Raw genomic sequence first — 24,653 nt, forward strand, 5'->3', positions numbered from 1 at the left:
AACCATTTATTGTGGTAAACTACGATTTTGACGGCCAGGTTGCGTTTATCACTGGGGCTGGCCGGGGACAGGGTCGCTCACACGCACAGTACTACGCGAAACACGGTGCCGACGTGGTGTTGACCGGAGGGGGGCGCAACATCGAGACCAGCCAGTACCCACTCGCGTCATCGGCCGATCTACAGGAGACCGCAAGACTCGTCGAACAAGCGGGTTGCCGGGCCCTCACTCTCCGTGTCGATGTTCGCGATGAGGCAGCGGTCAAAGCCGCCGTCGCGGATGCCGTCGCGGAGTTCGGGCGGATCGACATCCTCGCGAACAACGCCGGTATCTGGAACGTCGTTGACCTCGTTGAGATGCCCGAACAGCAGTGGGACGAACTGGTTGACTCCGACCTCAAAGGTGCGTGGCTTTGTGCGAAACACGTCGGTCAGCACTTTATCGATCGCGGTAACGACGGCAAGATCATCTCAACCGCGTCGACAGCCGGCCTTGTCGGATCCAAGGGATCGGGCCACTACGCGGCTGCGAAACATGGCCTCATCGGACTCACGAAATCGCTCGCACTCGAACTTGCTCCCCATCGCGTGACCGTCAACGCCGTCGCTCCCACCGGCGTCACGACCCCGATGATCGACGGAATCCTCGAGACGATGGGAGAAGAGGCGCTCGCGTCAGTCTCTGACGCCAGCGGATCGATGAACGTACTCGATGAACAGCTGATCGAACCGCGCGATGTGAGCGAAGCGTACATGTGGCTCTCCAGCGACGCCGCCCGCTACGTCACCGGAACGGTACTTCCCGTCGATGCGGGGATGACCGCGAAATGACCGTCGCTTCAGAAGTTCCGCAAGCCGTGCCACCGATAGCTCGTTCGGGATCGACCGCACGACGGCTGTTCAAGGCGTGTTAATGTCTGGACAACAGAACAGCCCCAGGGTCAAGCCCTATAGCATCTACTTTGTATTGCTGAGAACGTATTCGATCTGATGCGACTCATGAGGAGCATCGAATGCCCAGTCAGAGCCGCCTTGCAAGTTGTTCTCCGTCGTAGTACGCGCGATCAAGCTTTCGCGGTGAGATTGCGTCGCCAATCCGATACACGTCGTCACGGAGCTCGGCGAGTTCAAGATAGAGGTCCTCGTCAGCGTGACGACGCCCGGCAACGACGACGGTGTCGGGCTCACGGGTCATGGTCTCACCAGTAAGCGTGTTCCGGAGCGTGACGGTCCCGTCAGCGGAGACCGCGTCAACCGTGTGGTTCCCTGTGAATTCGGCGCCTTGGGCCTGGAGTGCCGCGACGAATCCTGGAAGATTGGGTTGTTCAGTCCGGAAGGCAGGATAGTGATCGCTTGACACCATCTCCACCGTGGATCCCATATCGAGCAACGTCAGCCCTGTCTGGACCGTAATGATCCAGCGGTTCTCGTCGAAGAGCAGAACGTCGTCGCCGACGCTCGCTCCTTCGAGAACGTCGAACGCGTTGACCACCTCTCCCTCAAAATCGTACGTAGACACGTCTGGACGGGTAGCACCGGTCGCAACGACGACAGTGTCCCATGAGGAATCGACGGTATCACCACTCACGGGTGAGTTCAGTTCAACCTTGACATCGGCGTCGCTGACAGCGGCTTCGAGGTCTTCCGCGGCACGGGTGAATGGTTCGAGTGGCCCTTCGGCCGCGAGTCCGAGTTGTCCGCCGAGACTGTCACTGGCCTCGCGAAGCGTCACGTCGTGGCCACGGTCAGCAGCGATGCTCGCGAACCGAAGCCCGGCAGGACCACCACCGATGACGAGCACACGCTGTGGAAGTGCGGTCGGATCAACTGCGGACAGCGCAGCAAGGTCCGTCTCGCGACCAGTCCGAGGATTGACCACGCACTCGACATGGCCGCCATGAGCGTGTCCGTATACCCCTTCGAGACACTTCTGATTACACTGAATACACCGGTTGTGACGGTCGCTGGCAGCGGCCTTCGAGAGGGTTTCGGCGTCCGCCAGAAGCTGTCGTGTGAAGCTCACGAAATCTACACCGGCGTCAAAGAGGGCATCCGCATCCTCGACAGAGGTGAACGGGAGACGGCCTATAACGGGAGCGTCGACTAGGTCGGTTGCCGTGGTGATCGGATCAAGCAGATCCGGAGCCGACGCGGAAATTCCTGCATGGGTCTGGTTGTAGGTCGCGTAAGATCCTACAGTACACGAGAGATAATCGAACCCCTCGACGGAGTCAAGCAGATCTGGGATGTCGTCGAATTCGTAGCCGCCGTACTCAAGCTCGGCCAGTGAGAGGTGGAGACCGACTGGTCCGTCAACGCTATCTGTAACCCTAGAGAGAGCTTCGTTCACAAACCGTGCCCGATCATTCCATCCACCACCGTATTCATCATCTCGGGTGTTGTATCGTGGGGAAAGGAACTGTCGCAGGACAGAGAACGGGCCAGCGGCCAACTCGACGCCGTCGAATCCAGCACGGTCCAGATTGTTCGCAGCGGTCGCGAACCCGTCCAAGACGGAATTGATGTCCGCCTGAGTCATCTGCTTCGGCATCTCGTAGGCGGCATCGGATGGGGATGACGCTGGTGCGAGTTGGGGCTGCATCTCCCAGTCACCACGAGACTCTGCACCCGTGTGGGTTAACTGCCCGATAATGTGAGAGTCGTGAGCGTGGATAGCGTCGGCGACGGACGTCAACCCCGGCAGCGACCCGTCGTCATATGCGTCAACAAAGGCTGGTCCGCTAGCTGACGGATGAACCAGCATTCCAGCCGGTCCAATCACGAGCCCGGCACCACCGGCCGCACGTGCGGCCAAGTGGGTAGCAAGCGCGTCCGTTGGTTTCCCGTCCTCCACGAGCCGTGTACGGACAGGTCGGAACACACCACGGTTCCTGACAGTCAGCCCGTCAAGGGCTCCTTGCTCGGAGAGATCCATAATATCCGATAGCGAGCAACACTACTTGAATATACTGCTCGGTTAATCGATCCGCTGCGTGCTATTGGAACCATCAGAGTCAGCATCAGAGAGAGTTACCACTTCTACGGCTGAATGGGAATGGATCCATTCTCGTGCCTTAAAAAGGGCCTCGGTGTCTACGCTGACGAGTTGGATTCGCTTGTGGTCGTCAGTCGGATAACAACCGACTCGCACGTCGAATTTGTTTCGGACGGTCTCCAGAATCGGCGCAAGGTGGCTCTCAGGTGTGTCAGCGTAGAGGCTCTCGCTCTGGATCGGACCACGGAACTCGTCACGTATGTGCTCGAAGACAGCTTTCATTTCCGTCGGAATTCCGGGGAGTACGTACACGTTTTCACAGATACAGCCAGGGGAGATCCCCTCTTCGTTCGGGAGAATCGTCGCGTTTGCCGGGTATCGACACGCTCGATCGATATCGTGGTTAAATTCCGGATGCTCTTGCCGAATATCGTCGACTGCGGTCTGAATGTCACATCTCGCTTCTGGGTGGGGTTCGACCGGCACGCTGAGGGCCTCCGCGATCGCACTAGTAGTGATATCGTCCGGTGTCGATCCCAGCCCGCCAGTTGTAATGACGAACGTACACTCCTGACTAAGCTCTCTAACTGCCCTGGCGATCCGGTTAATCTGGTCGGGAACAACCCTGATCTCGTATACGCTGACACCACGGGTTGTGAGTTGGGTCGCCAACCACAGCGCGTTCGTATTCTCAACATCACCGGCCAATAACTCGTCACCGATCGTAATGATCGCACCTGTCTTGCTCATACTGTTTGCTGTGGCCGTTAGAATGTGAGTGTATTGGTCAGTTGTTCGGCAAGATCAGGATACGTGATCAAACGAAGACTGTCGGTATTAACCCATCCATCGTACAGATTCAGGGTATTGATTAGCTCGTCTAAAAGAGGAATTGTGAAACTGTTGTTCGGATATCTCGTAATAACTAGGTGGATTACTCCTCCCTGAATTATTCGTATCGTTCATTATAATAGTTATGTGTTATATATAGTATAGTTACCGTTACAGAGGTAAGACTGTAATTCTAAACAGATTTCCGTTGCCCGAAATACCCGCAGGATTTATTTCGTGTGATGATGACCATCTGTCATGGAAAAAGATGTCCCACTCCAAACGGTCCAGCGGTCAATTGAGATATTGGAGATTCTCAAGGAAGATACGATAGGAGTAACAGAACTCGCAAAGCGGTTGGACCTCCCGAAGAGTACGGTGTATGACTACCTTAGGACGCTGAGGTCACTGGGGTACATTATAAAAGAGAACAGAAAATACAGACTCGCATTCAAGTCACTCGAATTAGGCGGATATCGAAAGTACCACAGTCAACTGTATCAGCTTGCCAAACCCGAGGTCAAGCGGTTAGCCGACAAAACAGGTGAGATCGTGAGCGTGAACGTAGAGGAACAGGGTCGCTTCGTTGTTCTCCACTCAGAGATAGGATCGGCATCATTACACCTCGAACACCATCCGGGAACAACGACGCCACTCCATACCCATGCCGGAGGGAAAGTAATGTTAGCAGAGTTCAGTACGGAGAAAGTTGAGTCTATCTTCGAGCGGCATGGGCTTACTACCGAAACAGAACATACGATAACGGATAGAGCTGAACTACTGACTGAACTAGAGACGATCCGTGAACGCGGATATGCTGTCGATCGTGACCAAGAGATCATTGGTGTCGGGACTCTAGCCGCGCCAATCCAAGTTGATGATCGTCTTATCGGTTCGCTAAATATTGCTTCTCCAGCAAACCGACTCAGTGATACAGGATACCAGGATGAACTTGTACGGGAAATCCAGAAATCGACAAATATTATTTCTGTCAATTACGAACATTCGACTTGAGATCTTTCTCAGCATGAATATAGAAAACACCCCACGGCCTTGTTTAGGTCGCGTTAAGTTTGGCGTAAATTGTGGTAGACGGCGACGGCTTCGAGCCAGTTTTGAGCTGTCCCTAACGCGACGCTGCTGAAACTATTTGCAAACTATGAGGTTCTATATTCTATTTTCTAAATGATACGTTCGATAGCGTTTCGATTTCCATGTTGAATAACTTGAAATCGATATCCGTCTTCGGCAAGAACTGATCCAAGATAGTCTGCGTCATCGACGAGAAATTCGACGTTATTCAGCTGGTAGCGCCGGTGTAGCTCGGTCAGAAACCATCGCGTCGTCTGTTTCGTTGCGGTCAGACAAAGGCTCACGTGGGGGATCTCGTTCGGATACGGATCAACCGCGTCTTACAGCCAGAACTGCTGACCGTGGAGGCGGATCATCTTTTCGTCAGCCACGAGTTGATCCTCAAAGACGGTCGAGAGCGGCTGTATATCGGCTTTATAAACCCAGTTGTGGATAACGACGTGACTCCGATCAATTCCATATTCCTCGAGAAATTTACTTACTTCTTGTAGTGACATACCGGCCAAGTGATAGCGGATCCCTACTTCAATCGCCCAGAGCGGCGTTCGATCTCGCTCCACGATACGTCAATCCAGATGCACTATCAGTGAGGCGGTCAAATTCTGTCATAGACACTCAGAACTCGTCCGCCTCATCCTCTAACTTAACGCGACCCTGACAGGCAGTGTTACAATAACTGGAACACGTCATCCGAAGAAAGCGTTCTGTATGAGGATCAAAGCGAACCGAGTCGTACACCTACCTAGTCGAGAGCATACCCCCACTCTTCGAGGACGTCGATAACGGCGTCCGTCTCCTGGAGGCCAACGAGAAGGGCGGCCTCGCGAAGGTCCGCCTTCCGGACACTCTCGCCGAGCCGATTTTCGATGGCCGTTTTCCGTTTTCGTTGCACGTCGAGCGTGCTCTCTTGGAGGTGAAGCTGAACGGTCTGCTCGCGTCCGTCGGTGATACTGTTCCGACGGAGAACCCACGGGATGGCGGCCGTCGTCGATCCGCTCTCTCGATCGGACTGCGATGTCGATTCAAAGTCGGAATCCACCTCCGACGGAGGTGCTTCGGGTTCCGTCTCATCGGGGTCGGCAACGGAGGCAGCGGAATCGGTTCCCGAATCATCCCCGTCGTCGGGCTCCCAGCCGTTGACCGTCCCCTCTTTGAATCCCCCCATCAGACGGTCACCTCCTCGGGTTCGTCAAGCGCCCCGGGCTCAGGCGGCGACGGAGCCGTAATACCGCCCTGAGTTTCGAGGAATCTGGCAATGCGATCGAACTTCGCAAGCGTATCGAGTTCGTAGTCTCGGCGCTTGTCCCGATGATTCTGCACGAACTCGAAGGCGCTGCACTGCTGACGCCAGCAGCCCTCCATCATCGAGGTCCGATCGCCGATAACTTCGGGAACCTCAAACGGCACATCGTCGAGAATCTCGCTCTGATCCGTCGTTCCTTTGAATTCGATCGGAATCGCACCCAAGACGCCGACGTCGATATTTAATTGGTTAGCGAAGTTCGTTGCGAGCTCCTCGAGCCCTTCGACCGATGCCTCCCCTTTTGCAGAGGGTTCGAACGGAATGAGAAGGTTTCTCGTCGCGTAAATCGCGTTGTATAGGTGGTCCGACTCCGTCGCCGGCGGGTCGCAGATGAGGACATCGTAGCGGTTCGGAACGTCGTTAGCAGCCAGCACACGCCGAAGTTGCGCGTAGATGTTGTACGCGTCTCCGAAATCCTCGGCTCGGCTTTGCTCTCGCGCTAAGTGGTCCGATAGATCTGAGAGTGTGTTATGCTCCGGGATAATATCAATACCCTCTGCCGTCCGGATGAGATCATCGAAGTCGCCGGCCGGGTTGTCGACGAGATGTCGAACCAGGCTGTCAGCAGACGAATCACCACGGGCGTCGTCGACGTCGAAGAGCCGGCTCAGATTTCCGTCTTGGGGATCGAGCGGAATCACAAGCACGTCGAGACCGGCTCTCGCGTGCGCGCGAGCGACATTGGCCGTGAGCGATGTCTTTCCCACGCCGCCAGCTTCGCTGTACACCGTGTAAGAGAGCATGCTCTGATCTTAATCAGAGAGTACATAAATCTACGTCAGACACTTATCAAAGATAGACCACTTAGATACATCCCCAACACACATACATGAGATAGATGTCTTAGACACACATCTAAGATAGACATATAAGATAATCAGGTGACCTACATACGCCGGGGAGATATCTACAAAGAATCGTCTTTCGGGGATCATCGCTGAGTGGCCCGCCGAAAACTCCGGAGGCTCTCAATCGAGGAGCTGAATCGGGTGTCGCGTCGGTCGCTCGAGGAGGTCATCGAGCTGTTCGAGACAAGACGTCCCACTCGCGACCACCGTTCGGTCACGGGTCTCGGCTTCGGTAAACTGGGCCCTGAGATCGCTTCCGACGGCCATACTCACCTCGTAGTAGTCGCTTTTGTACCCGAAGCTTCCGGCCATCCCGCAGCATTCCACGTCGGACGTGGTCACGTCGAAATCGCACCGTTCGAGCACGTCCAGCGTATAGGGTTCGAGGTCGAGCGTCCGCTGTTGACAGTGGCTGTGGTAGGCGAGTTGTTCACCGTCACCGTGCCGGAGATCGTCTGCGGCTGCGCCGTTTTCGAGGAGTCCGTACACGTACTCGAACACCTCGTAGCCGTTCGACGCCAGTTCGTCGTAATCTTCCGCGTCGAGAAGCCGCTCGTACTCTCGGTCGAACATCGCGATATCGGACGGTTCGACGACGACGACGTCGCGTCCGTCCTCGATGTGTGGTTCGAGCGTCTCGGCGACCCGCTCGGCGTGATCACGCGCCGTCGCGATCATCCCCTGTGAGAGCGGAGCGCGACCACTCGACGGCGCGGGGGGAACGACGACGTCGACACCGAGGGACTCGAGGACGCGAACGGCGGCCTTGCCGCGCTCGACGTGGACGTGGTTCGTGTACAGATCCGGATAGAGAACGGCGCGGCGGCGGGGGTTCTCGATGGCGGTGTCGCGCTTTCGCGCCCAGTCGACGAGCGTCTCGCGCCGGAACTGCGGCAGTTCACGGCGGGAATCGATCCCCAACACTCGCTGCATGGCCATCCGGGCCGGCGTCGTGTCCGAAGCCCAGTTCGAGAGCGGGGCGAGCGCGGACCCCACCGACGCGATCGCTTCGAAGTTCCCGAAGAAGCGCTTCTGGAGCGACGGCGACGTCTCCTCTTCGTCGGGCGTGAGCCCGTCGACGAGGAAATCGAACTGCCCCTCGTTCTCGCCGTTGAGCCGATCCCGGACGACGGTGTTGATCCACGGGATGTCGATGCCGACCGGGCAGGCGTCGACACAGCGCGAACAGCCGGTACAGAGATCGTTGAACTCGCTCGCAGTGTCGAGTCCTTCGATACCGGCTTCCCACCCGGTCGCGATACCACCGGAGTACGTCTCGCCGCCGAAGGCGTGCCCGCCGACCTGCTGGAAGTTGGCACAGGAGTTCGAGCAGGCGGAACACCGGATACAGTACAGCGTTTCGCGCAGCTCGTCGTCGTCGCGCATCGCCATGCGGCCGTTGTCGATCAACACGAGGTGGAAGTCGCGGTCGGAATCGAGTTCCGACAGCGGCGTCTCGTCGTCGTCGAAGTCGATCGACGGTGTCCCTACCGGTGGAGTCAGCAGGGAGATGTACGAGGTGATGTCCTGGCCGGTCCCGGAGCGACCGATGAGCTCGACGAACGGCTGGAGGTCCTCGACGCTGGGAATCACCTTCTCGACCCCGGCGACGGCGATGTGCGTGTCCGTCGCGGCGACGCTTTTGCGCGCGTTCCCCTCGCTGGTCACGAGCGCCATGGTTCCCGTGTCCGCGGTGATGAAGTTCGCCCCGGTCATCCCCACGTCGGCGTCCTCGATCAGCTCCCCGAGGTGGTCTCTGGCGAAGGCGGTGAGCTCCGACGCGGTCGCTAGGGGTTCCTCGGGGTCGAACCGCTCGTTGATCAGTTCGGCGATGGAGTCGCGAGACTTGTGGATCGCCGGGGCGACGATGTGCGACGGCGTCTCGTCGGCGACCTGGAGTACCCACTCGCCCAGATCTGTCTCGACCACGTCGACACCGTCCTTCGCTAGCGCCTCGTTGACCTCGATCTCCTCCGAGGTCATCGACTTGCTCTTGACGACCCGTTCGGCGTTCTGATCCGCCACGACCGACCGAACGTAGTCGTTGGCGTCCGTCGCGTCCTCCGCGATGTAGAGCGTCCCGCCGTTGGCTTCGACGGTGTCACGCAGCCGATCGATCAGCTCCGGGAGGCGCTCGATCGCGTCTTCCTTGATCGATCGGGCCTCGTCCTTCAGGGCGTCGTAGTCGGAGAGGCGGCCGACGGAGTCGTACCGTCCCCTGTTGAACCCCTTCGTGTTTTCGCTGACGGCCGCTCCCTCGGTGGCCATCACATCTCGGAGTTCGCTGGGGCTACTCATCGGCCGCCTCCACGACGAGGACGTGGACCTCACTGGGGCCGTGTGCCCCTCGAACGAGCTCCCCCATATCCGCCGTCGCGCTGGGCCCCGTGGCGATGATGCCGCTCTGCGTTCGCTCCCTGAACGCCTCGCCGAACCGGTCGAACGCGGCTTCCATGTCGGGAACGACGTCCCGTTCGTTCACGATCGCCACGTGGCGGTCCACGAAGAGGCTCACGAGGTCGCTTCCCGCCGGCGACTCGGGGACCACCACCGATCCGTAGTCACCGATAGCGAACGAGGCCGGTGTGACGCCGGTCGTCGCCGCCTTCAACGCCGCCGGCGTTGGATCGACTTCGACGTCCGTCCGGGTGAGCGAGGCGTCGATCCCGTCCAGCTCGACGCCGACCGAGCGCCCTCTGAGGTGCGGCGAAAGCGCCTCCTCGAACGCCTCTGGCGTCGTTTGTTCACACGGCACGTCTAACGTACCGAGCGTCGAGACGAGCGAGTCAGTCGGCGTTGCTGACATGTGACACTGTAACGCGACCGTCGGGATGTAATTTTCGGGTACCGTCCGTCGACCGGCTTCCGGAAGCGTCGTCAGCGGGGACCACGCACGCGCTGAGAACGCGGTGACAGGTCACACCGAAGACGTGTCGCACGCGCTGAGGACGTGCTCGCGGAACGCGCGCCCGGCGGGCCGTTCCCGATAGCTTCCGGTCCCCTCCGCTACGCGGTCGAGCCGGTGCCGGGTGTCGCCGTAGCGGTGGACCCGAGGCCCCACGTCACGGTTCATCGTGACGGGCTACGATGCGGACACAAACACGTGGGGATCGGAGCGTTACCAAATACATATTTAAATGACTAATTTGGAAATATATAAAATAGTATATGTTTCTACATGCCGGTCTAGCGGCCGTCAAAAGTGAACTCCAGCTCACGGCTTCATCAAAAAGAGTACCTGGAATATATTTTAAAATCTGCTTTTAAATTAAAATATTTAACCTCATAGACGGTTATCGATCCGAATATGAGTCAGATTCCGGCAGGAGGTCCGTCTCGTGAACTCAGTGATGAGCGGTGAGTCGTTATCAATTAGTACGGACCCATCATTAAGAATAGTATTATTTAAATAGGATACGAATAGGGTAAACCCGACACCGAGATTCGTTTACGGCCCCGAAATCGCCTCGCGTTCCGTGGGTTTCCAGAACGGGAACGCTCCGTGTCACCTGATGGCATACATCCGGCCGTCGGTTCCGCTGACGTACAGCGTGCCGTCGACGAGCGCGGGGCTCGATCCGACACCGCGGCCGCCGACTTCGACGAACCACGCTTCCTCGCCGTCGGTCGTGAGTCCGTAGACGCCGAGCCCGTCTCGCTCCGTCTGGCCGTGGGTCCCGAAGTAGAGTCGGTCGTCGGTGACAACGGGACTACTGCCCACCTCTAGCGCATCCGTCTCGAAGCTCCACAGCTCCTCGCCGGACTGGCGGTCGAACTTGAACATCTCACCGTAGTGCGTGGTGGGATCGTCCAGCGTGTTGTACGGCGTATCTCCGACGTACACCCCCGAGTCGTCGACGGCGACGGAGCCGGAGATGTAGCGGGCGAACGGGTCCGCAGTCCACTCGACCTCTCCCGAAGCGGCGTCGACCGCGTGGACGATCCCGTTCCAGTCCCCGAAGAACACGGTCCCGAACGCCAAGGTCGGGCTCGACCAGACCATATCTCCCACGTCGTAGGTCCAGACCTCCGCTCCGGATCCGGTGTCAAGCGCGTAGAGCGTGTCGTTTGAGGCTCCGATGTACATCGTTTCGTCGTCCACTGCCGGCGTACTCACGACCTCGTCGCCGACCGCGTACCGCCACTCGGTCTCGCCCGTGACGGCGTCCAGCGCGTAGATCCACCCGCCTTCGGTCGCGTCGGGCTCGTCCGACTCTTCCGCAAACACCGCGCACGCGAGGTTGTGACAGCCCACGCCGATGTACACCGTCTCACCGGTCACCGTCGGACTCCCCCGGATCAGTCCCTCGAGGTCGCGGCGCCACGTCTCGTCGCCGCTCGCGGCGTCGATCGCGTACACGCACGTGTCGTAGGAGCCGACGTACACCGTCCCGTCGGCGTACGCAGGTGACCCCTCGATCCGGTGTCCCGTCGCAAACGTCCACAGCTCCTCGCCCGTCGTCGCGTCCAGCGCGTACAGCGTCCCGTCCGCGTTGCCGACGAACACGGTGTCGTCTGCGACGACCGGACTCCCCCAAAAGGGCCCGTCGGCCTCGTGGGTCCATTCGATCGACGGGTCTGCGCTCGTCGGTGAGACGCCCCTCGCGAACCCCGTGTTGTAGCGGTCGCCCCGGAACGACGGCCAGTCGGTTACTGGCTCCGAGACGGGATGCGATCCCGAGCCCTCGCCTCGGATGCCGGCACACCCCCCGACAAGACCGAGCGAGGCCGTCGACACGGCGGCGAGAAAGCTCCGTCTGTTACTCATCACCATGTCTCGGTTCACCTGTCGTCGCGTAATAACGCTTTGGGCGTCGGGGATCGACGGACCGCGAGGGGAGAGGGGCGGTTCGCCTGCACGCGGCCCGCCTCAAACGACGAGGTATTCGTCCAAGTCCTCGTTTTCGAGCTCCTCGACGGTCCCTTCGTAGACCATCTCGCCCTGATCTAAGACGTAGCCGCGGTCGGCGAGCTTCAGCGCCTCACGGACGTTTTGCTCGATGAGAAGGACGGTCAACCCCTGGTCCGAGATCTCGCGGATCGACTCCGAGACGGACTGGATGATCTGCGGCGCGAGCCCCTCCGTGGGCTCGTCGAGCAGCAGCAGATCGAGATCGGGTAGTCGCAGGGTTCTGGCGATCGAGAGCATCTGCTGTTCGCCGCCGGACAGCGTCCCGGATTTCTGTGACCGGCGTTCCTCCAGTCGCGGGAACAGCTCGTACAGCTCGTCGATCCCCATCGTGGGCGATCCGCTCCCAGTCGCGCGCCGGCGGATCGTGTTCCACTGGGCGCTGGCGATCTTCGACATCTTGAGGTTCTCCTCGACCGTCAGGTCGGTGAACAGCCGACGCCCCTCGGGAACCACGCCAACGCCGGCCTGCGTGACGTCGTCGGTCGGCCAGTCGGTGATATCGTCTCCGTCGAAGTGGATGGTACCAGAGCGGACCTCGGGCGGTTCCGTGCCGGCGATGCTCCTGACGGTCGTGGTCTTGCCGGCGCCGTTGCGACCCAGAAGCGAGATGACCTCCCCTTCGTCGATCGCCATCGACACCCCGCGCAGGATGTGGCTCGCCCCGTAGTAGGCGTGGACGTCGTCGAGTTCGAGCAGCGTCATTCCGCTTCACCTCCGAGGTACGCCTCGCGAACAGCGGGATCGCTTTTAATCTCGTCGGGCGTTCCCTTCGCGATGATCGCGCCGTCGTTGAGCGTGAATATCCGATCGGAGACGTCGAAGATGACGTCCATGTCGTGTTCGACGAGGAAGATGGTCATGTTCCAGTCGGCGAGGAGTTCGCGGATGAGCGACACCGTCATCTCGGTCTCTCCCGGCGACATCCCCGCCGTGGGCTCGTCCATGAACATCAGGTCGGGATCCGTCGCCAACCCGATAGCCACCTCCAGTCGCCGCTTGTCGCCGTAGGGGAGCGATTCCGCGACCTCCGCGGCGTTATCCCCCAGTTCGATGGTCTCGAGGATGCGTTCCGTGCGGTCCCGCACCTCGTCGTAGCTGTCGCGCCGACTGAAGAAGTTGACGCTGAACGATCCGTGTTCGGTCGCGAACGCCGCCACCTGAATATTCTCTCTGACGGTGAGCTCGGGGAAGATCGACGCGGTCTGGAACGACCGACCGACGCCGAGTTGCGCGATCTCGAACGGGTCGAGCCCGATGAGGTCGGTCCCCGCGTAGGTGATCTCGCCGGAGGTGGGCTCCAACATGCCCGTGATGGCGTTGATCAGCGTCGATTTCCCGGCGCCGTTCGGTCCGATGAGCGAGACGAGCTCGCCCTGATCGACCGAGATTGTCACGTCGTCGAGCGCTTTCAGACCGCCGAACGTCTTCGTGAGATTGCGCGTTTCGAGTAGTGGCATCACTGATCACCTCTCCGAGACCGAAGCCGCGAACTGACACTCGTGATCATCCCCCAGAGTCCGTCGGGGTACTTCCAGACGACGGCCGTGAACGCGAGAGCGAGCGTGAGCAGCCAGTAGCCGCCGATCACGTCGAGCCCGTTGACGACGCCCTCGAAGTAGAGGAAGACGATCACGCCGAGTATCGGGCCCGCAACCGTGCCTAACCCGCCCAACACGGTCATCATAACCACGTCGCCGCTGAGCGTCCAGTGAAGGCGTTCGACGCCGGTGAAGTACGTCTCCATCGGCAGGAGTCCCCCGGCGATCCCCGCGATGAATCCCGAGATGACGAACGCCGCGAACTTGTACCGCCAGACGTCGAGCCCGACGAAGGACGCTCGGGTCTCATTCTCCCGGACAGCCTTGAAGATCAGCCCGTACGGCGACTTCCGGACGCGCGTGATGAACACGACGACGGCGACGAAGAACGCGGCGATAAAGAGGTACATGTATGTCCCCCAGAGCGCGCCGAAGATCCCCGGGATGTCTGCACCCAGTTCGACGAGGCCGAAGAGCGGGCTTCGTTCGACGCCGAGGCCGTTGATACCGCCGGTAATCCCCTCGAAAGGTTCTCTGGCCATGTAGTACAACATCTGTGCGATCGCGAGCGTCACGATCGCGAAGTACACCGTGTGGAGTCGGAGCAGGATGAACGGCGTCACGACGGCCAACACGAGCGCGAAGCACACGCCGACGACGACCGAGAGAAACGGATCGGCAACGACGTTGTTCGCGAACAGAGCCGTCGCGTACGCCGATCCGCCGAAGAACATGGCGTGACCGAACGACAGCAGTCCGGTTTGGCCCAGTAGGTGGTTGAACCCCAGCGCGAAGATCCCCCAGATGAGCACCAAGCGAGCGAGCTGGTCGTACGCGAGCAGGTCGTTCGGGATCAGCGGGAGGCTCGTGAACACCCACGGGAACACCGCGACGAAGACGACGGCGCTGACCAGCACGAACCGCTCCGTGTGCTTGATCCGGTCCCACGTCTCGAGTGCGCTCGACGCCGGTTCGTCGTCGGTGGTCTCCTCCGACCCCTCGGTGGTCTCCGTGCTCATTGTCCGACCCTCCCCGTCGGGTAGATGCCGCTCGGTCGGATGGTCAACACCACGATCGCCAGCGCGTAGATGCTCGCCGTCGCCATGCTGGGCCAGACCTGCGTCACCGCCGCGAAGACGAAGCCCGCGAGCAACGCCCCGACGGTGGTCCCCTTGATCGATCCGACCCCACCCATGATCACGATGACCAGTGCGGGGATGATGTTACTGAACCCCATCCCGGCGTTCACGCCGAACAGCGAGCCGCCGAGAATCCCGGCGAGGCCGGCGTAGGCCGCGCCGATGGCGAAGATCAGGAGGAACGGGCGGCCGATTCGGATACCGAGCAGCTCGGTCATTTCGGTGTCCTCGGTGCCGGCCCTGACTGCGAGGCCGTAATCGGTGTACTTGTAGAAGGCGAAGAGGATCGCCAGGAACACGAGTGCGAGGACGACGACGTAGATGCGCCACCGCGACACCGATCCGACGGCGGGGATGAGTATCGGTCCAGACGCCCAGTCGGGCCGGGCGTAGTTGAATCCGGTTCGGCCGAAGACGAGGTTGAACCCCTCTTGGAAGATCAGGAGAATGCCGAACGTCACCAACAGCTGATCGAGCAGCGGGCGATCGTACAGCGGTTTCGCGAGGAACCGCTCCATCGCGATCCCACCGACGAACACGACGATCGGCGTCACGACGAGGGCGGCGAGGAATCCGAGGTCGAGCCCCAGCGGCGCGAGCCCGTATCGGTCGATCAGCCCGCCGAACCCGACTTGGAACCCGACGATCAACCCGACGTACGCTCCGATCAGGTACAACGCTCCGTGCGCCATATTGACGAACTGAAGGGACCCGAACACGATCGACAGTCCCAGCGCCACGAGGAGGTACACTGACGCCACGCTCAGCGCGACGAACAGGAACTGGACGGACGATTCTACGAGGCTCATCCGAACCGCCACCTATTGTCTACTGTTACCATGTCTTGACAGCGCTCTCATTCGCCGTTGAATCGCGCGTCACACCCGGTGGTCGTCGAACGCGGGCACGGGCTCATCGCGGGACGCCCCGATTGGTACGCCGCGGGTCGGACGCCGCGCCGGGACGACCGTCCGGGAGACGCGTTACTCGTCACCGTACTCGTTCTCGTCCATCGCACACTCGTTGGCCGGGTAGGCGTCGCACTCGTACACGAGCGGGTCGGTCGTCTCCATCACCTCGGTCCGAATGCCGATCTCCTCGGCCGTGGCGTCGTCGACGCCCTGTACGAGGTGCCACGGGCGCTCGACCTGGTGGTCGCACTCCCGGAACTGGGACGGCCCCCACGCCTGCTCCCAGTCGAACTCCTCGAGGGTCCGCACGACCGTCGGCGGGTGGAACGTGCCCGCCTCTTCGACGGCGGCCGCGTACACCAGCATCGACTCGTAGGTGTGAAGCGAACTCTGGTTGGGGATCTCGTCGTACTCGCTCTGGTACGCCTCGACGAAGGTGTTCGACGCCTCGTTGTCGTAGTTCGGGTTCCACGGCTCCATGCCGTAGACACCCTCGGCGTCGGACCCCATGGGGTCGAGGGTGAACGCGCTGACGTGCGGGATGAACACGTCGACGTCCTCGGTGACTCCGGCGTCGACCATCTGTGAGAGCCCGCTGGCCGCGAACTCGCCGAAACTGGCGAAGTGGACAACGTCGGCGCCCGAATCCTGAAGGTCCTGTATCTGCGTCTGGTGGTCGCTTTCCCCCTCGGCGATCGCCGAGCCGCCGGCGTCTTCCCACGGTCCGTTCTCCGTGAGGTGGGTGCGCATGGCGTCGCGGTTCGACTGACCGTAGGAGTAGTCCATGTAGATATGGAACAGCTCCCGGTCCTCGCCGAGCGCCTCGGGAAGCAGGTTTCCGGCGGCCATCCCGATGATCTCCGCGTGGAAGGTCGGGTGGAAGTAGTACCGCGAGCAGTTCTCCCCGCTGATCCCGGCCGACGTGGAGTTCCCGCCCATGAACGGGACCTTCTCCCGCTGGGCGACGTCTTGCATCGCGAGAGTCACCGTACTGGACATGCCGCCGGTCCAGAACTGGATGTTATCCTGCTGGATCATCCCGTTGATATTGGAATTCGCCGTGTCGGGATCCCCACCGGTGTCGGCCTTCGTCGGTTCGATCTGGTACCCGAGAATGCCGTCGCCGCTCAGCGCGTCCCAGGTGTCGACCAACCCGCCGCCGTTGTTCAGGTGTTGGACCGCGAGATCGAACCCCAGCTCCTGGTCTTGACCGTCCGGGCCGAGCGCGCCGGACAGCGGGCCGTTGAATCCGATTGCAACGGTGTCTCCCTCCGGGGGGAAGTTCCCGATCGGTTCGTACTCTCCGTCGCTACCGTCGCTACCGTCGCTACCGTCGCTGCCGTCGCCCCCGTCGCCGCCTCCAGTACAGCCGGCGAATCCGGCGGTGAGACCGCCGGCCGCGAGGCCTTTGAGGTAGCGACGTCGAGACTCGTCTCCAGGTTCACGTTTGTCTGTCATGGTTGTTTAGGCAACTCGTGGACAAATGGAACGATACAGGATTTAAATCTTTGGTAATTATATTTATTTTCTTAGGTTATTAGCCGTCGCTGTCAGAGCAGCTCCGAACCGGGTTCGGTCGAACTCCGGCCGCCGAAACGGGTCAGATCGCCGAAAATGGTTCAGAAGACCTCGTGCTGCCGACGTGTTCGAGATCGATTCGGGATCGGCCTGGGTTCGAGTCGCGATCGGTGCGTGGCCGATTCGGGTTCGTGGCCGGTCCGTGAAACTCACCGCTGCATGTACTCGTGGAGCCGTTCGGCCATCGCGACGGCGAACGACTCGTCGTTGATGTTCGCGTCCAGTTCCAGCAGCTGCACGTCCTCGTCGATGTGCGTCCGGAGCGACTGAAACAGGGCTTCGTCGGCCTCGGGATCGTGGAACGGCTCGCCGTCGGCGTCGAGCATCGAGACGCCGGCCAGCGGGAGCGCGAGCGTCACCGGTCCGGTGGCGGCGTTGAGCTTCTCGGCGATGATCCGGCCAAATTCGGTGTTCTCAGCCGGCGTGGTCCGCATCAGCGTTACCTGAGGATTGTGCACGTGGAACGTTCGGTCCTCGAACTCCGCCGGCACCGTGTCTTCGGGACCGAAGTTGACCATGTCGAGTGCGCCCGTCGAGACGACCTGGGGGATTCCCGCCTCGGCCGCCGCGTCGAGCCGGTCCGGTCCCGCGGCGAGGACACCGCCGACGTGTTCGTCCGCCCACTCGGTGGTCGTCGCGTCGAGGACGCCGTCGATGACGCCTTCCGCGATCAGGTTCTCCATCGCGCGACCGCCGGTGCCCGTCGCGTGGAAGACGATCGTCTCGTAGCCCCGGTCTTCGAGCCACTCGCGCGCGGTCTGGACGCAGGGCGTGGTGACGCCGAACATGGTGATACCGATCGTGGGCTTGTCGGGTATCGCGACGTCCGGGTCGTTAGTCACCATTCCGGTCATCGCAAGCGCGGCGTTCGAAATCACCGTCCGCGAGAGCTGGTTGAGCCCCTCGATGTCCGCGACCGAGTACAACATCGCGATGTCGCGCGTGCCGACGTAGGGTTCGGTGTCCCCGGACGCGACCGTCGACACCATGAACTTCGGGACCCCGACGGGGAGCGCTCGCATGGCCGCCGTCGCGATCGAGGTGTTCCCCGACCCGCCGAGACCGAGGATCCCGTCGAGCTCGCCGGCCTCGTGGAGACGCGTTGCGATCGCAGCGGCCCCGTCGCCCATCGCCTCGACGGCTTTGCCCCTGTCGCCCGCGTCTCTGAGCCCCTCGAGGGTGGCGCCGCCCGCGTCGGCAACGTCCGCGGCCGAGACGGCCGGATCGATTTCGGGCTCACCCATGACACCGACATCGACGAGGGTGACTTCGACGCCTTGGGCCGCGAGCACGTCACGCGCGAAGCCGATCTCCTCGCCCTTCGTGTCGAGAGTTCCGACGATGACGACAGTCGCGGGCGCCGATTCGGAACGGTCCGTCGAACTCATCAGAACTCGATCTCCTTGAACTCGCGGGCCTGGTTCTGGATGGCCTCCTCCGTCGGAAGCCGTTCGATACTGGACGCGCCGAAGAAGCCGACGACCCCCTCGGTGTTGTTCAGGACGTATGTGGCGTCGTCCGGCCACGCGATCGGTCCGCCGTGACAGATGACCATGACGTCGTCGTTGACCGCTTTCGCGGCGTCGTGGTGGGACTGGACCCGCTCGGCCGCTTCCTCAAGGTCGAGGGCGGTCTCGGCGCCGATGTCACCGGACGTCGTGAGTCCCATGTGCGAGACGACGACGTCGGCACCGGCTTCGGCCATCGCCCGAGCTTGGTCCTCGTTGAAGACGTACGGGCACGTCAACATGCCTTGGTCGCTGGCCTCGCGGATCATGTCGACCTCCTTGTCGTACCCCATGCCGGTCTCCTCCAAGTTCTGCCGGAAGGAACTGTCCTCGTCGATGAGGCCGACCGTCGGGAAGTTTTGGACGCCGGAGAACCCGCGTCGACGGAGATCCTCGATGAACACGTCCATCTCTCGGAAGGGATCGGTTCCGTTGACGCCCGCGAGCACGGGCGTGTCCTCCACGACCGGAATCACCTCGTGGCCCATCTCGACGACGATCTCGTTGGCGTCGCCGTAGGGGAGGATCCCCGCTAAGGAGCCGCGCCCGTTCATCCGATACCGCCCCGAGTTATAGATGATGAGGAGGTCGACACCGCCGCGCTCCGCGAACTTCGCCGAGATACCGGTTCCCGCCCCGGCGCCGATGATCGGCTCTCCGCTCTGTACGACCGACTCTAACCGCCCGAGCGACTCGTCCCGTGTAAACTTCATGGACGATCTACATATTACCCAGACAGATAATTAATGTTCTGGTCAACCCGTTTAGGTGTCGTGGCCCGTAGGAGGATGGACCTCACACCCGGGAGAATCGCGGATTTCGGCTTCCGGTCCCGGCGGACCGTACATCGCGAGGAACCGCAGCGGCTCCCACCCGGTGTTCTTCGTGCTGTGTTCGACCCCGGCCGGGATATACACCATGTCGCCGGGGGTGACCTCTCGGTCCTCGTCGTCGATCGTCTGGACTCCTTCGCCGTTCAGGAAGTACAGCACTTCCTCGCTGTCCGGATGGGTGTGACGTTCGTGCCCCTCCCCGGGCGTCAGTACGACGACGCCGGAACTGAACGCCTCGGCACCCGTCGTCTCCGGTGTGCTGAGCCACTTTATCGTTCCCCAATCCAGCTCCAGCGTCTCGATGTCGTCCGGGTCGATGAACCGCTGATCGTCTGGCATGACACAGAAAGGCATGCAGCAGCTCTGTATAAGTGTTTGGGGAGAGCGGACCGCAACCGTCGCCCGTTCCGCCGCGAACCGTTTCGCGTATCGGCGGCCCGAAGCGGTATCGCACGGGACGTTCTCATAATGTGAATAGCATGGTGTGTTGTGACACAACTAACCACGCCATCGGCGGATCGTCCTCGGTGAGCCCGGAGTATAATGAAAAACCATTCACATAGTAGGAACGAAACGACGTCCAACCGACCTCGCCGGTCGACGAGAGGAGAACGCATTCGCGGTGTCTATCAGCAGAGCCGTGGCCGTTCTATCGAGGCGACACCGAAGCGATAACAACTCGACGTCGAGTCACAGTGGTACGCGGATTCGAGAGGGAGACGCCGTTAGACTCGGTTTCATCCCGCTATTTTGAATCGATCCGGTGACCGGCGAGGCGAGATGTCCATTACAATATTATGATTGTAATTTTACGCGGATGTCGGTGTTATCAATCGCTAACGGGGTGCCGGAGCGGTTCGGCCGTCCGAGATCGCGTATTCGCGAAATGCGAATGAACTACGTGTGAAGCGCATCTTCCATCCGCTCGACGGCGTCAAGTAGTTGATCCGCGAGCTCCTCGTGGAGCCGCGTCATGTTGATCCGGTACTTCGGACCGCCGATGCTCAGACCGCCGATGATGTCACCGTCGGAGTGGACGGGGGCGCCGACGGCGACGAGGCCCGGAGCGAACTCCTCGTCGATGATCGCGTACCCCTTGCCAGCGATGTCGTCCAACTGGTCGTACAGTCGTTCGCGGTCGGTCACCGTCGCCTCTATCTCGCGGGGCATGCCCCACTCGTCGAGAATTCGGTCGACGTGTTCCCGCTCCAACTCGGCGAGGATGGCCTTGCCGGCGGCGGTGTTGTGGAGGTAGTACTCCGTTCGGAAGCCGGATTCCCCCTCGTGTTCGGTCGCCTGATTCGAGGACCCGTGGAGCAGCAGGAGCCGTCCGTGTTCGAAGACCGTGAAGTTGGCCTCCTCACCGGTCTCCTCCGCGAGTCGTTCGACCGCATCGGTCGCGATGGCTTCGAGGTCGCCGCGCCGCGCCCGATCGCCAAGTTCCGCGAGCCGAAAGCTGGCCAGATACGTCCGGTCCTTCTTCACGAGGTAGCGACACTCTAACAGCGTGTTGAGATGGCTGTGGAGGGAGCTTTTGGGCTTGTCGACGATCCGATCGAGCTCGGCGAGCGTGAGCCCGTCGTGTTCCAAAACGAGTTCGAGTATCCGCAACGACGTTTTCGTCGTTTTCAGCGTGCGACCATTCGTTGTTTCGAGCATACGCGTGTGGTTCGTTCGCAGTATTAAATCAGTTTATATATTCCAGATGTCCAATCGGGATATTAACATAGTGCGAACGAATCCGGCGGAGCTACCGCTCGGGTATCGCCGTGTCGCGTTTCGATCAGATGGCTCGGGAGCGCCTCGTCCACCCGATCCGGGTGATCGCTTTCGCGCCGAGTTGCCCGAGCAGGCTCGCCGCTTCGACGTCGCGTTCGTCGAACGCGTCGACGGTGATGTCACCCGCGCTCAACACGCCGTGATCGCCGATGGGGACGTACAGCCCCGACCGGAGCTCCCCCCGTTCCTGGTCGTCTTCGGTCGAGCTGTGGTCCGTGTGTAGTTCGGGCTCTCCGGTCCTGAACGTCCGAGCAGCGGGCGTGTCTTTGTCGGCCGGATAGTCCGGTCGGGTTCCGGCCTTCGTGACACACTCCTCGGTGACGACCACGACCTGGAGCGTCCCCTCGGTCTCGTCGACGAGGCGGATCGTCGTGTTGTCCAACCCGAGGATGTTCTTGGCCGTGTCGGCCATAATCTCGGCGACGGCCTGTCTCGAGTTCGCCTCCCGGAGTTCCTGGCTCGTCTTGCGGAGCACTTCGATGCGCTGCTCCTGCCGTTTCGCGTCCGTGATGTTCCGGACCGTTCCGTAAAGCGTGTCGCCCTCGGAGTCGTCCGAGCGCGGCGCGCCACGGATGCGGAGGTATCGCTCGGTCGTTCCGCCGTTCATGAAGCCGACCTCGACCGCGAACGCCTCGCCGCGCTCGCGCGCTCGCTCGAACAGCTCCCGCGAGCGCCGGCGGTCGTCTTCGACGAACTTCTCGGCGACCGACTCGAACGTCGGCTGGATATCGGCGGTGACGCCGAGGATGTCTCTCGCCTGATCGCTCCACCACGTTTCGTCGGAGTCGTCGTCGTACAGCCACACACCGACCCCCGTGAGCTGCTGGACGCTCTCTAGCAGTTCTACCGGGCGGGACTCCGCCGGGATCCCGTGTTCCGCTTCTGTCCGCGACTCGGGGGAAGTCATGCACGGTACATCACGTTCGATCCATATATAACCTATCTACGATGTGCTCCCGCTTTAGAAGTGCTCCGGGATAAACGGCGAAACGAGGCTGACTCGCCGACGCGACCCGCTGACGCAGCCGAAATTCGGGGCTACTCGGGGACCCAGTCGACATCCGCTTCCTTGCGAAGGAGTCCGTCCTGAAGCATCGTCACGGCCTTTTCCAACCCTTCCGTCGGTTCGGCGAGCCCGTCCTCCCACTCGATGCTGAGCACGTCGTCGTACCCGACCAGCCGAAGCGTGCTGATGATGTCTCGCCACGCGTCCTCGTCGTGACCGTATCCGACCGAGCGGAACATCCAGGCGCGCTCCTCCTCGCGGTCGAAGCCCTTGTTGTCGAGTACGCCTTCGATCTCAGCGTTGGCGTCGTAGACGCGCACGTCCTTTGCGTGGACGTAGTGGATCGCGTCGCGTTCGCCCAGGTAGCGAATCGCCTTCGGGATATCGATGCCCTGCCACCAGAGGTGGGAGGGATCCAGGTTCGCCCCAACGCGCTCGTGGGTCGCCTCCCGGAGTTCAACCATGGCGACCGGATCGTAGACGAGCATGTTCGGGTGCATCTCGATGGCGATGTCGACGCCGTAGTCGTCGGCGTAGGCCCCGAGTTCGCTCCAGTAGTCGACCGCGATATCCCACTGGTACTCCAGCGCCTCCGAGTGCTCCTGCGGCCACGGGAACGTGACCCAGTTGGGGACCTGGTCCTCGGGACCGCCGGCCGGGAGTCCGGAGAAGGTGACGATCCGGTCGACGTCGAGTTCGGCCGCCAGCCGAATCGTCTCGCGCGTCTCGGTATCGACGCGCGCTTGCCGCTCGTCGTCCGGATGCAGTGGGTTATCGTGGATCGCGAGCGCACAGACGTCGAGGTCGTGTTCCGCGAGCTCCGTCTCAAGCGCGGTCCGCGCCTCGTCGCTGTCGAGTAACTCGCGCCGGTCGATGTGGTCGGACCCGATCAGCCCACCCGCGCCGAGCTCCACGGCGTCGACGCCGAGCGATTCGAGGAACGAGAACGCGTCCGATCTGTCCATGTGTCCTAACGGCTGGGCCGTAAGTACGCCGAGTTGCATACGTCGGCAGTTCGACGGGGTAACTCTAATAATTATCCCCGATGGTCGGTCGCGCTCCGTCTTGGTAGGCCGGTGACGCGGGTCGCGCTCCGTCTCGGTAGGCCGGTGACGCGGGTCGCGCTCACTCGGGGAAAAGTTAATACGAGTCGTCGTGGTCTCGTCAATCATGGGAGTAACTGCCACTTTGCCGCGGGATCGATCTATCGGAGACGCGCGTTCCTCGCGAGGTGAGCGCCGATGACGCTGTCCGTCGGGATGCTCGGCTACCGATTCATGGGGAAGGCACACTCGAACGCGCTCGCCCGGCTTCCCATGTTCTTCCCGGACGCACCGGAGATCGAGCGAGACGTGCTCGTCGGCCGCGACGAGGAGGCGCTGCGCGAGGCCGCCGACCGGCTCGGATTCGCTCGGACGACGACCGATTGGCGGGAGGCCGTCGACGCGGTCGACGTCTTCTACAATTTGGGGCCGAACCATGTCCACGCCGAGCCGACCATCGCCGCGCTCGAGGCGGGCGTCCCCGTTCTCTGTGAGAAACCGCTCGCGGCGACGATCGGGGACGCCGAGCGGATGGCGGCGGCGGCCGACGAATCCGACGCCCCCGCCGCGATCGCCTTTAATTATCGGTACGTGCCGGCGATCAGGTACGCGAAGCGGCTCATCGACGACGGGGTTCTCGGCGAGATCCACCACGTCCGAGCGACGTACCTCCAGGACTGGCTCGTCGATCCGCAGTCGCCCTGGTCGTGGCGGAACAGCGAGGAGATGGCCGGCAGCGGCGCCCTCGGCGATTTGGGGGCGCACTCGATCGACCTCGCGCAGTTCCTGCTCGGGGATCGGATCGAACGCGTCAGCGGCCATCTCCGCACTTTCGTCGACGAGCGGCCGGTGCCGGGCGCGGACGGCGGTGGTCTCGATGCGGAGAGCCAGGACGGCGTCGAGACCCGCGAGGTCACCGTCGACGACGCCTACTCCGCCCAAGCGGCCTTCGAGGGCGGCGCGATGGGGACCTTCGAGGCGTCCCGCTTCGCAAACGGTCGGAAAAACGCCCACACGATCGAGGTGAACGGCTCGAAAGGGAGTCTGCGGTTCGACCTCGAACGGCTCAACGAACTGGAGGTGCTCCGCGGAGATGACCGCGGCTTCGAGACGGTCCTCGTGACCGACCCGGGCGACCCCTATATCGACCACTGGTGGCCGCCGGGACACACCATCGGCTGGGAACACACGTTCGTTCACGAAGATTACGAGTTCCTCACGGCGGTCGCCGAGGGGGCCGAGTACCACCCGGACTTCCGGGACGGACTGGCCGTACAGCGTGTTCTCGACGCCATCGATCGGAGCGACGAGACGGGTCGCTGGATCGACATGTAAACT

22 protein-coding genes and 1 pseudogene are annotated in these 24,653 nt (G+C 61.4%); 3 read left to right on the forward strand and 20 right to left on the reverse strand.

The features are described from left to right. The first annotated feature begins 11 nt into the window (after positions 1 to 11). Complete coding sequence (locus FGL94_RS14640; protein ID WP_144926841.1) at positions 12 to 830, forward strand: mycofactocin-coupled SDR family oxidoreductase; 819 nt, start codon at positions 12 to 14, stop codon at positions 828 to 830. Positions 831 to 1,020: 190 nt separating this feature from the next. Here FGL94_RS14640 and FGL94_RS14645 read toward each other — a convergent pair whose 3' ends face one another. Next, complete coding sequence (locus FGL94_RS14645; RefSeq protein WP_144926844.1) at positions 1,021 to 2,934, reverse strand: oxidoreductase; 1,914 nt, start codon at positions 2,932 to 2,934, stop codon at positions 1,021 to 1,023. A gap of 42 nt (positions 2,935 to 2,976) precedes the next feature. Beyond that, on the reverse strand, positions 2,977 to 3,744 hold the full coding sequence (locus FGL94_RS14650; protein WP_144926847.1) for a competence/damage-inducible protein A: 768 nt from the start codon (positions 3,742 to 3,744) through the stop codon (positions 2,977 to 2,979). Between the two features lie 339 nt (positions 3,745 to 4,083). Between FGL94_RS14650 and FGL94_RS14655 the strand changes: the two genes are divergently transcribed. Next, complete coding sequence (locus tag FGL94_RS14655) at positions 4,084 to 4,839, forward strand: IclR family transcriptional regulator (RefSeq protein ID WP_144926850.1); 756 nt, start codon at positions 4,084 to 4,086, stop codon at positions 4,837 to 4,839. 53 nt (positions 4,840 to 4,892) lie between these two features. Here the strand turns inward: FGL94_RS14655 and FGL94_RS19050 are convergent. From FGL94_RS19050 to FGL94_RS14740, 18 genes and pseudogenes are all read right to left on the reverse strand, one after another. Then, a pseudogene (locus FGL94_RS19050) lies at positions 4,893 to 5,526 on the reverse strand (IS6 family transposase). Between the two features lie 133 nt (positions 5,527 to 5,659). Next, positions 5,660 to 6,082: a hypothetical protein gene (locus tag FGL94_RS14665; RefSeq protein ID WP_144926853.1), complete on the reverse strand. Its 423-nt coding sequence runs from the start codon at positions 6,080 to 6,082 to the stop codon at positions 5,660 to 5,662. Beyond that, positions 6,082 to 6,963: a ParA family protein gene (locus tag FGL94_RS14670; protein ID WP_144926856.1), complete on the reverse strand. Its 882-nt coding sequence runs from the start codon at positions 6,961 to 6,963 to the stop codon at positions 6,082 to 6,084. The genes FGL94_RS14665 and FGL94_RS14670 overlap by 1 nt, the downstream gene beginning before the upstream one ends. A gap of 225 nt (positions 6,964 to 7,188) precedes the next feature. Then, positions 7,189 to 9,366 (reverse strand): LUD domain-containing protein, encoded by a 2,178-nt coding sequence (locus tag FGL94_RS14675; RefSeq protein WP_144926859.1) that lies wholly within the window; start codon positions 9,364 to 9,366, stop codon positions 7,189 to 7,191. Further along, positions 9,359 to 9,874 carry an LUD domain-containing protein gene (locus FGL94_RS14680; protein WP_144926863.1) on the reverse strand — a complete coding sequence of 172 codons (516 nt, stop codon included), beginning with the start codon at positions 9,872 to 9,874 and terminating at the stop codon, positions 9,359 to 9,361. Before FGL94_RS14680 ends, FGL94_RS14675 begins: the two co-directional genes overlap by 8 nt. Before the next feature lie 111 nt (positions 9,875 to 9,985). Further along, complete coding sequence (locus FGL94_RS18410) at positions 9,986 to 10,141, reverse strand: hypothetical protein (RefSeq protein WP_186313427.1); 156 nt, start codon at positions 10,139 to 10,141, stop codon at positions 9,986 to 9,988. A gap of 432 nt (positions 10,142 to 10,573) precedes the next feature. Continuing rightward, complete coding sequence (locus FGL94_RS14685) at positions 10,574 to 11,842, reverse strand: outer membrane protein assembly factor BamB family protein (RefSeq protein ID WP_144926866.1); 1,269 nt, start codon at positions 11,840 to 11,842, stop codon at positions 10,574 to 10,576. Positions 11,843 to 11,938: 96 nt separating this feature from the next. Further along, positions 11,939 to 12,682, reverse strand: a complete 744-nt coding sequence (locus FGL94_RS14690; protein WP_144926869.1) for an ABC transporter ATP-binding protein — start codon at positions 12,680 to 12,682, stop codon at positions 11,939 to 11,941. Then, positions 12,679 to 13,437, reverse strand: a complete 759-nt coding sequence (locus FGL94_RS14695; protein ID WP_144926872.1) for an ABC transporter ATP-binding protein — start codon at positions 13,435 to 13,437, stop codon at positions 12,679 to 12,681. Before FGL94_RS14695 ends, FGL94_RS14690 begins: the two co-directional genes overlap by 4 nt. Continuing rightward, complete coding sequence (locus FGL94_RS14700) at positions 13,437 to 14,537, reverse strand: branched-chain amino acid ABC transporter permease (protein ID WP_144926875.1); 1,101 nt, start codon at positions 14,535 to 14,537, stop codon at positions 13,437 to 13,439. The genes FGL94_RS14695 and FGL94_RS14700 overlap by 1 nt, the downstream gene beginning before the upstream one ends. Continuing rightward, the gene (locus FGL94_RS14705; RefSeq protein WP_144926878.1) at positions 14,534 to 15,466 is read right to left on the reverse strand and encodes a branched-chain amino acid ABC transporter permease; all 933 of its coding nucleotides are present in this window, start codon (positions 15,464 to 15,466) and stop codon (positions 14,534 to 14,536) included. The genes FGL94_RS14700 and FGL94_RS14705 overlap by 4 nt, the downstream gene beginning before the upstream one ends. Positions 15,467 to 15,640: 174 nt before the next feature. Further along, on the reverse strand, positions 15,641 to 17,026 hold the full coding sequence (locus FGL94_RS14710; RefSeq protein ID WP_144926881.1) for an ABC transporter substrate-binding protein: 1,386 nt from the start codon (positions 17,024 to 17,026) through the stop codon (positions 15,641 to 15,643). Positions 17,027 to 17,295: 269 nt separating this feature from the next. After that, positions 17,296 to 18,534 carry a Tm-1-like ATP-binding domain-containing protein gene (locus FGL94_RS14715; protein WP_144926884.1) on the reverse strand — a complete coding sequence of 413 codons (1,239 nt, stop codon included), beginning with the start codon at positions 18,532 to 18,534 and terminating at the stop codon, positions 17,296 to 17,298. Further along, positions 18,534 to 19,367 (reverse strand): phosphoenolpyruvate hydrolase family protein, encoded by an 834-nt coding sequence (locus FGL94_RS14720; protein ID WP_144926887.1) that lies wholly within the window; start codon positions 19,365 to 19,367, stop codon positions 18,534 to 18,536. Before FGL94_RS14720 ends, FGL94_RS14715 begins: the two co-directional genes overlap by 1 nt. 51 nt (positions 19,368 to 19,418) lie before the next feature. Continuing rightward, complete coding sequence (locus tag FGL94_RS14725; RefSeq protein WP_144926890.1) at positions 19,419 to 19,826, reverse strand: cupin domain-containing protein; 408 nt, start codon at positions 19,824 to 19,826, stop codon at positions 19,419 to 19,421. A 558-nt stretch (positions 19,827 to 20,384) separates the two neighbouring features. Then, positions 20,385 to 21,146, reverse strand: a complete 762-nt coding sequence (locus tag FGL94_RS14730) for an IclR family transcriptional regulator (protein WP_144926893.1) — start codon at positions 21,144 to 21,146, stop codon at positions 20,385 to 20,387. Between the two features lie 124 nt (positions 21,147 to 21,270). Next, complete coding sequence (locus FGL94_RS14735) at positions 21,271 to 22,173, reverse strand: GAF domain-containing protein (RefSeq protein WP_144926896.1); 903 nt, start codon at positions 22,171 to 22,173, stop codon at positions 21,271 to 21,273. Positions 22,174 to 22,304: 131 nt separating this feature from the next. Further along, positions 22,305 to 23,276 carry a sugar phosphate isomerase/epimerase family protein gene (locus FGL94_RS14740; protein WP_144926899.1) on the reverse strand — a complete coding sequence of 324 codons (972 nt, stop codon included), beginning with the start codon at positions 23,274 to 23,276 and terminating at the stop codon, positions 22,305 to 22,307. Positions 23,277 to 23,513: 237 nt separating this feature from the next. On the opposite strand from FGL94_RS14740, the gene FGL94_RS14745 reads away from it, so the two are divergent. Continuing rightward, positions 23,514 to 24,650 (forward strand): Gfo/Idh/MocA family protein, encoded by a 1,137-nt coding sequence (locus FGL94_RS14745; protein ID WP_144926903.1) that lies wholly within the window; start codon positions 23,514 to 23,516, stop codon positions 24,648 to 24,650. The last annotated feature ends 3 nt before the right edge of the window (positions 24,651 to 24,653 follow it).

It is taken from the genome of Halorubrum salsamenti, from assembly GCF_007671685.1.
Taxonomy (GTDB): Archaea; Halobacteriota; Halobacteria; order Halobacteriales; family Haloferacaceae; genus Halorubrum; species Halorubrum salsamenti.

Excerpts from the sequence above, each read along its gene's own strand:
- FGL94_RS14645 (WP_144926844.1), bottom strand. The coding sequence starts at position 2,934 with ATGGATCTCTCCGAGCAAGGAGCCCTTGACGGGCTGACTGTCAGGAAC.
- FGL94_RS14650 (WP_144926847.1), bottom strand. The coding sequence starts at position 3,744 with ATGAGCAAGACAGGTGCGATCATTACGATCGGTGACGAGTTATTGGCC.
- FGL94_RS14655 (WP_144926850.1), top strand. The coding sequence starts at position 4,084 with ATGGAAAAAGATGTCCCACTCCAAACGGTCCAGCGGTCAATTGAGATA.
- FGL94_RS14665 (WP_144926853.1), bottom strand. The coding sequence starts at position 6,082 with ATGGGGGGATTCAAAGAGGGGACGGTCAACGGCTGGGAGCCCGACGAC.
- FGL94_RS14670 (WP_144926856.1), bottom strand. The coding sequence starts at position 6,963 with ATGCTCTCTTACACGGTGTACAGCGAAGCTGGCGGCGTGGGAAAGACA.
- FGL94_RS14675 (WP_144926859.1), bottom strand. The coding sequence starts at position 9,366 with ATGAGTAGCCCCAGCGAACTCCGAGATGTGATGGCCACCGAGGGAGCG.
- FGL94_RS14680 (WP_144926863.1), bottom strand. The coding sequence starts at position 9,874 with ATGTCAGCAACGCCGACTGACTCGCTCGTCTCGACGCTCGGTACGTTA.
- FGL94_RS18410 (WP_186313427.1), bottom strand. The coding sequence starts at position 10,141 with ATGAACCGTGACGTGGGGCCTCGGGTCCACCGCTACGGCGACACCCGG.
- FGL94_RS14685 (WP_144926866.1), bottom strand. The coding sequence starts at position 11,842 with ATGGTGATGAGTAACAGACGGAGCTTTCTCGCCGCCGTGTCGACGGCC.
- FGL94_RS14690 (WP_144926869.1), bottom strand. The coding sequence starts at position 12,682 with ATGACGCTGCTCGAACTCGACGACGTCCACGCCTACTACGGGGCGAGC.
- FGL94_RS14695 (WP_144926872.1), bottom strand. The coding sequence starts at position 13,437 with ATGCCACTACTCGAAACGCGCAATCTCACGAAGACGTTCGGCGGTCTG.
- FGL94_RS14700 (WP_144926875.1), bottom strand. The coding sequence starts at position 14,537 with ATGAGCACGGAGACCACCGAGGGGTCGGAGGAGACCACCGACGACGAA.
- FGL94_RS14705 (WP_144926878.1), bottom strand. The coding sequence starts at position 15,466 with ATGAGCCTCGTAGAATCGTCCGTCCAGTTCCTGTTCGTCGCGCTGAGC.
- FGL94_RS14710 (WP_144926881.1), bottom strand. The coding sequence starts at position 17,026 with ATGACAGACAAACGTGAACCTGGAGACGAGTCTCGACGTCGCTACCTC.
- FGL94_RS14715 (WP_144926884.1), bottom strand. The coding sequence starts at position 18,534 with ATGAGTTCGACGGACCGTTCCGAATCGGCGCCCGCGACTGTCGTCATC.
- FGL94_RS14720 (WP_144926887.1), bottom strand. The coding sequence starts at position 19,367 with ATGAAGTTTACACGGGACGAGTCGCTCGGGCGGTTAGAGTCGGTCGTA.
- FGL94_RS14725 (WP_144926890.1), bottom strand. The coding sequence starts at position 19,826 with ATGCCAGACGATCAGCGGTTCATCGACCCGGACGACATCGAGACGCTG.
- FGL94_RS14730 (WP_144926893.1), bottom strand. The coding sequence starts at position 21,146 with ATGCTCGAAACAACGAATGGTCGCACGCTGAAAACGACGAAAACGTCG.
- FGL94_RS14735 (WP_144926896.1), bottom strand. The coding sequence starts at position 22,173 with ATGACTTCCCCCGAGTCGCGGACAGAAGCGGAACACGGGATCCCGGCG.
- FGL94_RS14740 (WP_144926899.1), bottom strand. The coding sequence starts at position 23,276 with ATGCAACTCGGCGTACTTACGGCCCAGCCGTTAGGACACATGGACAGA.
- FGL94_RS14745 (WP_144926903.1), top strand. The coding sequence starts at position 23,514 with ATGACGCTGTCCGTCGGGATGCTCGGCTACCGATTCATGGGGAAGGCA.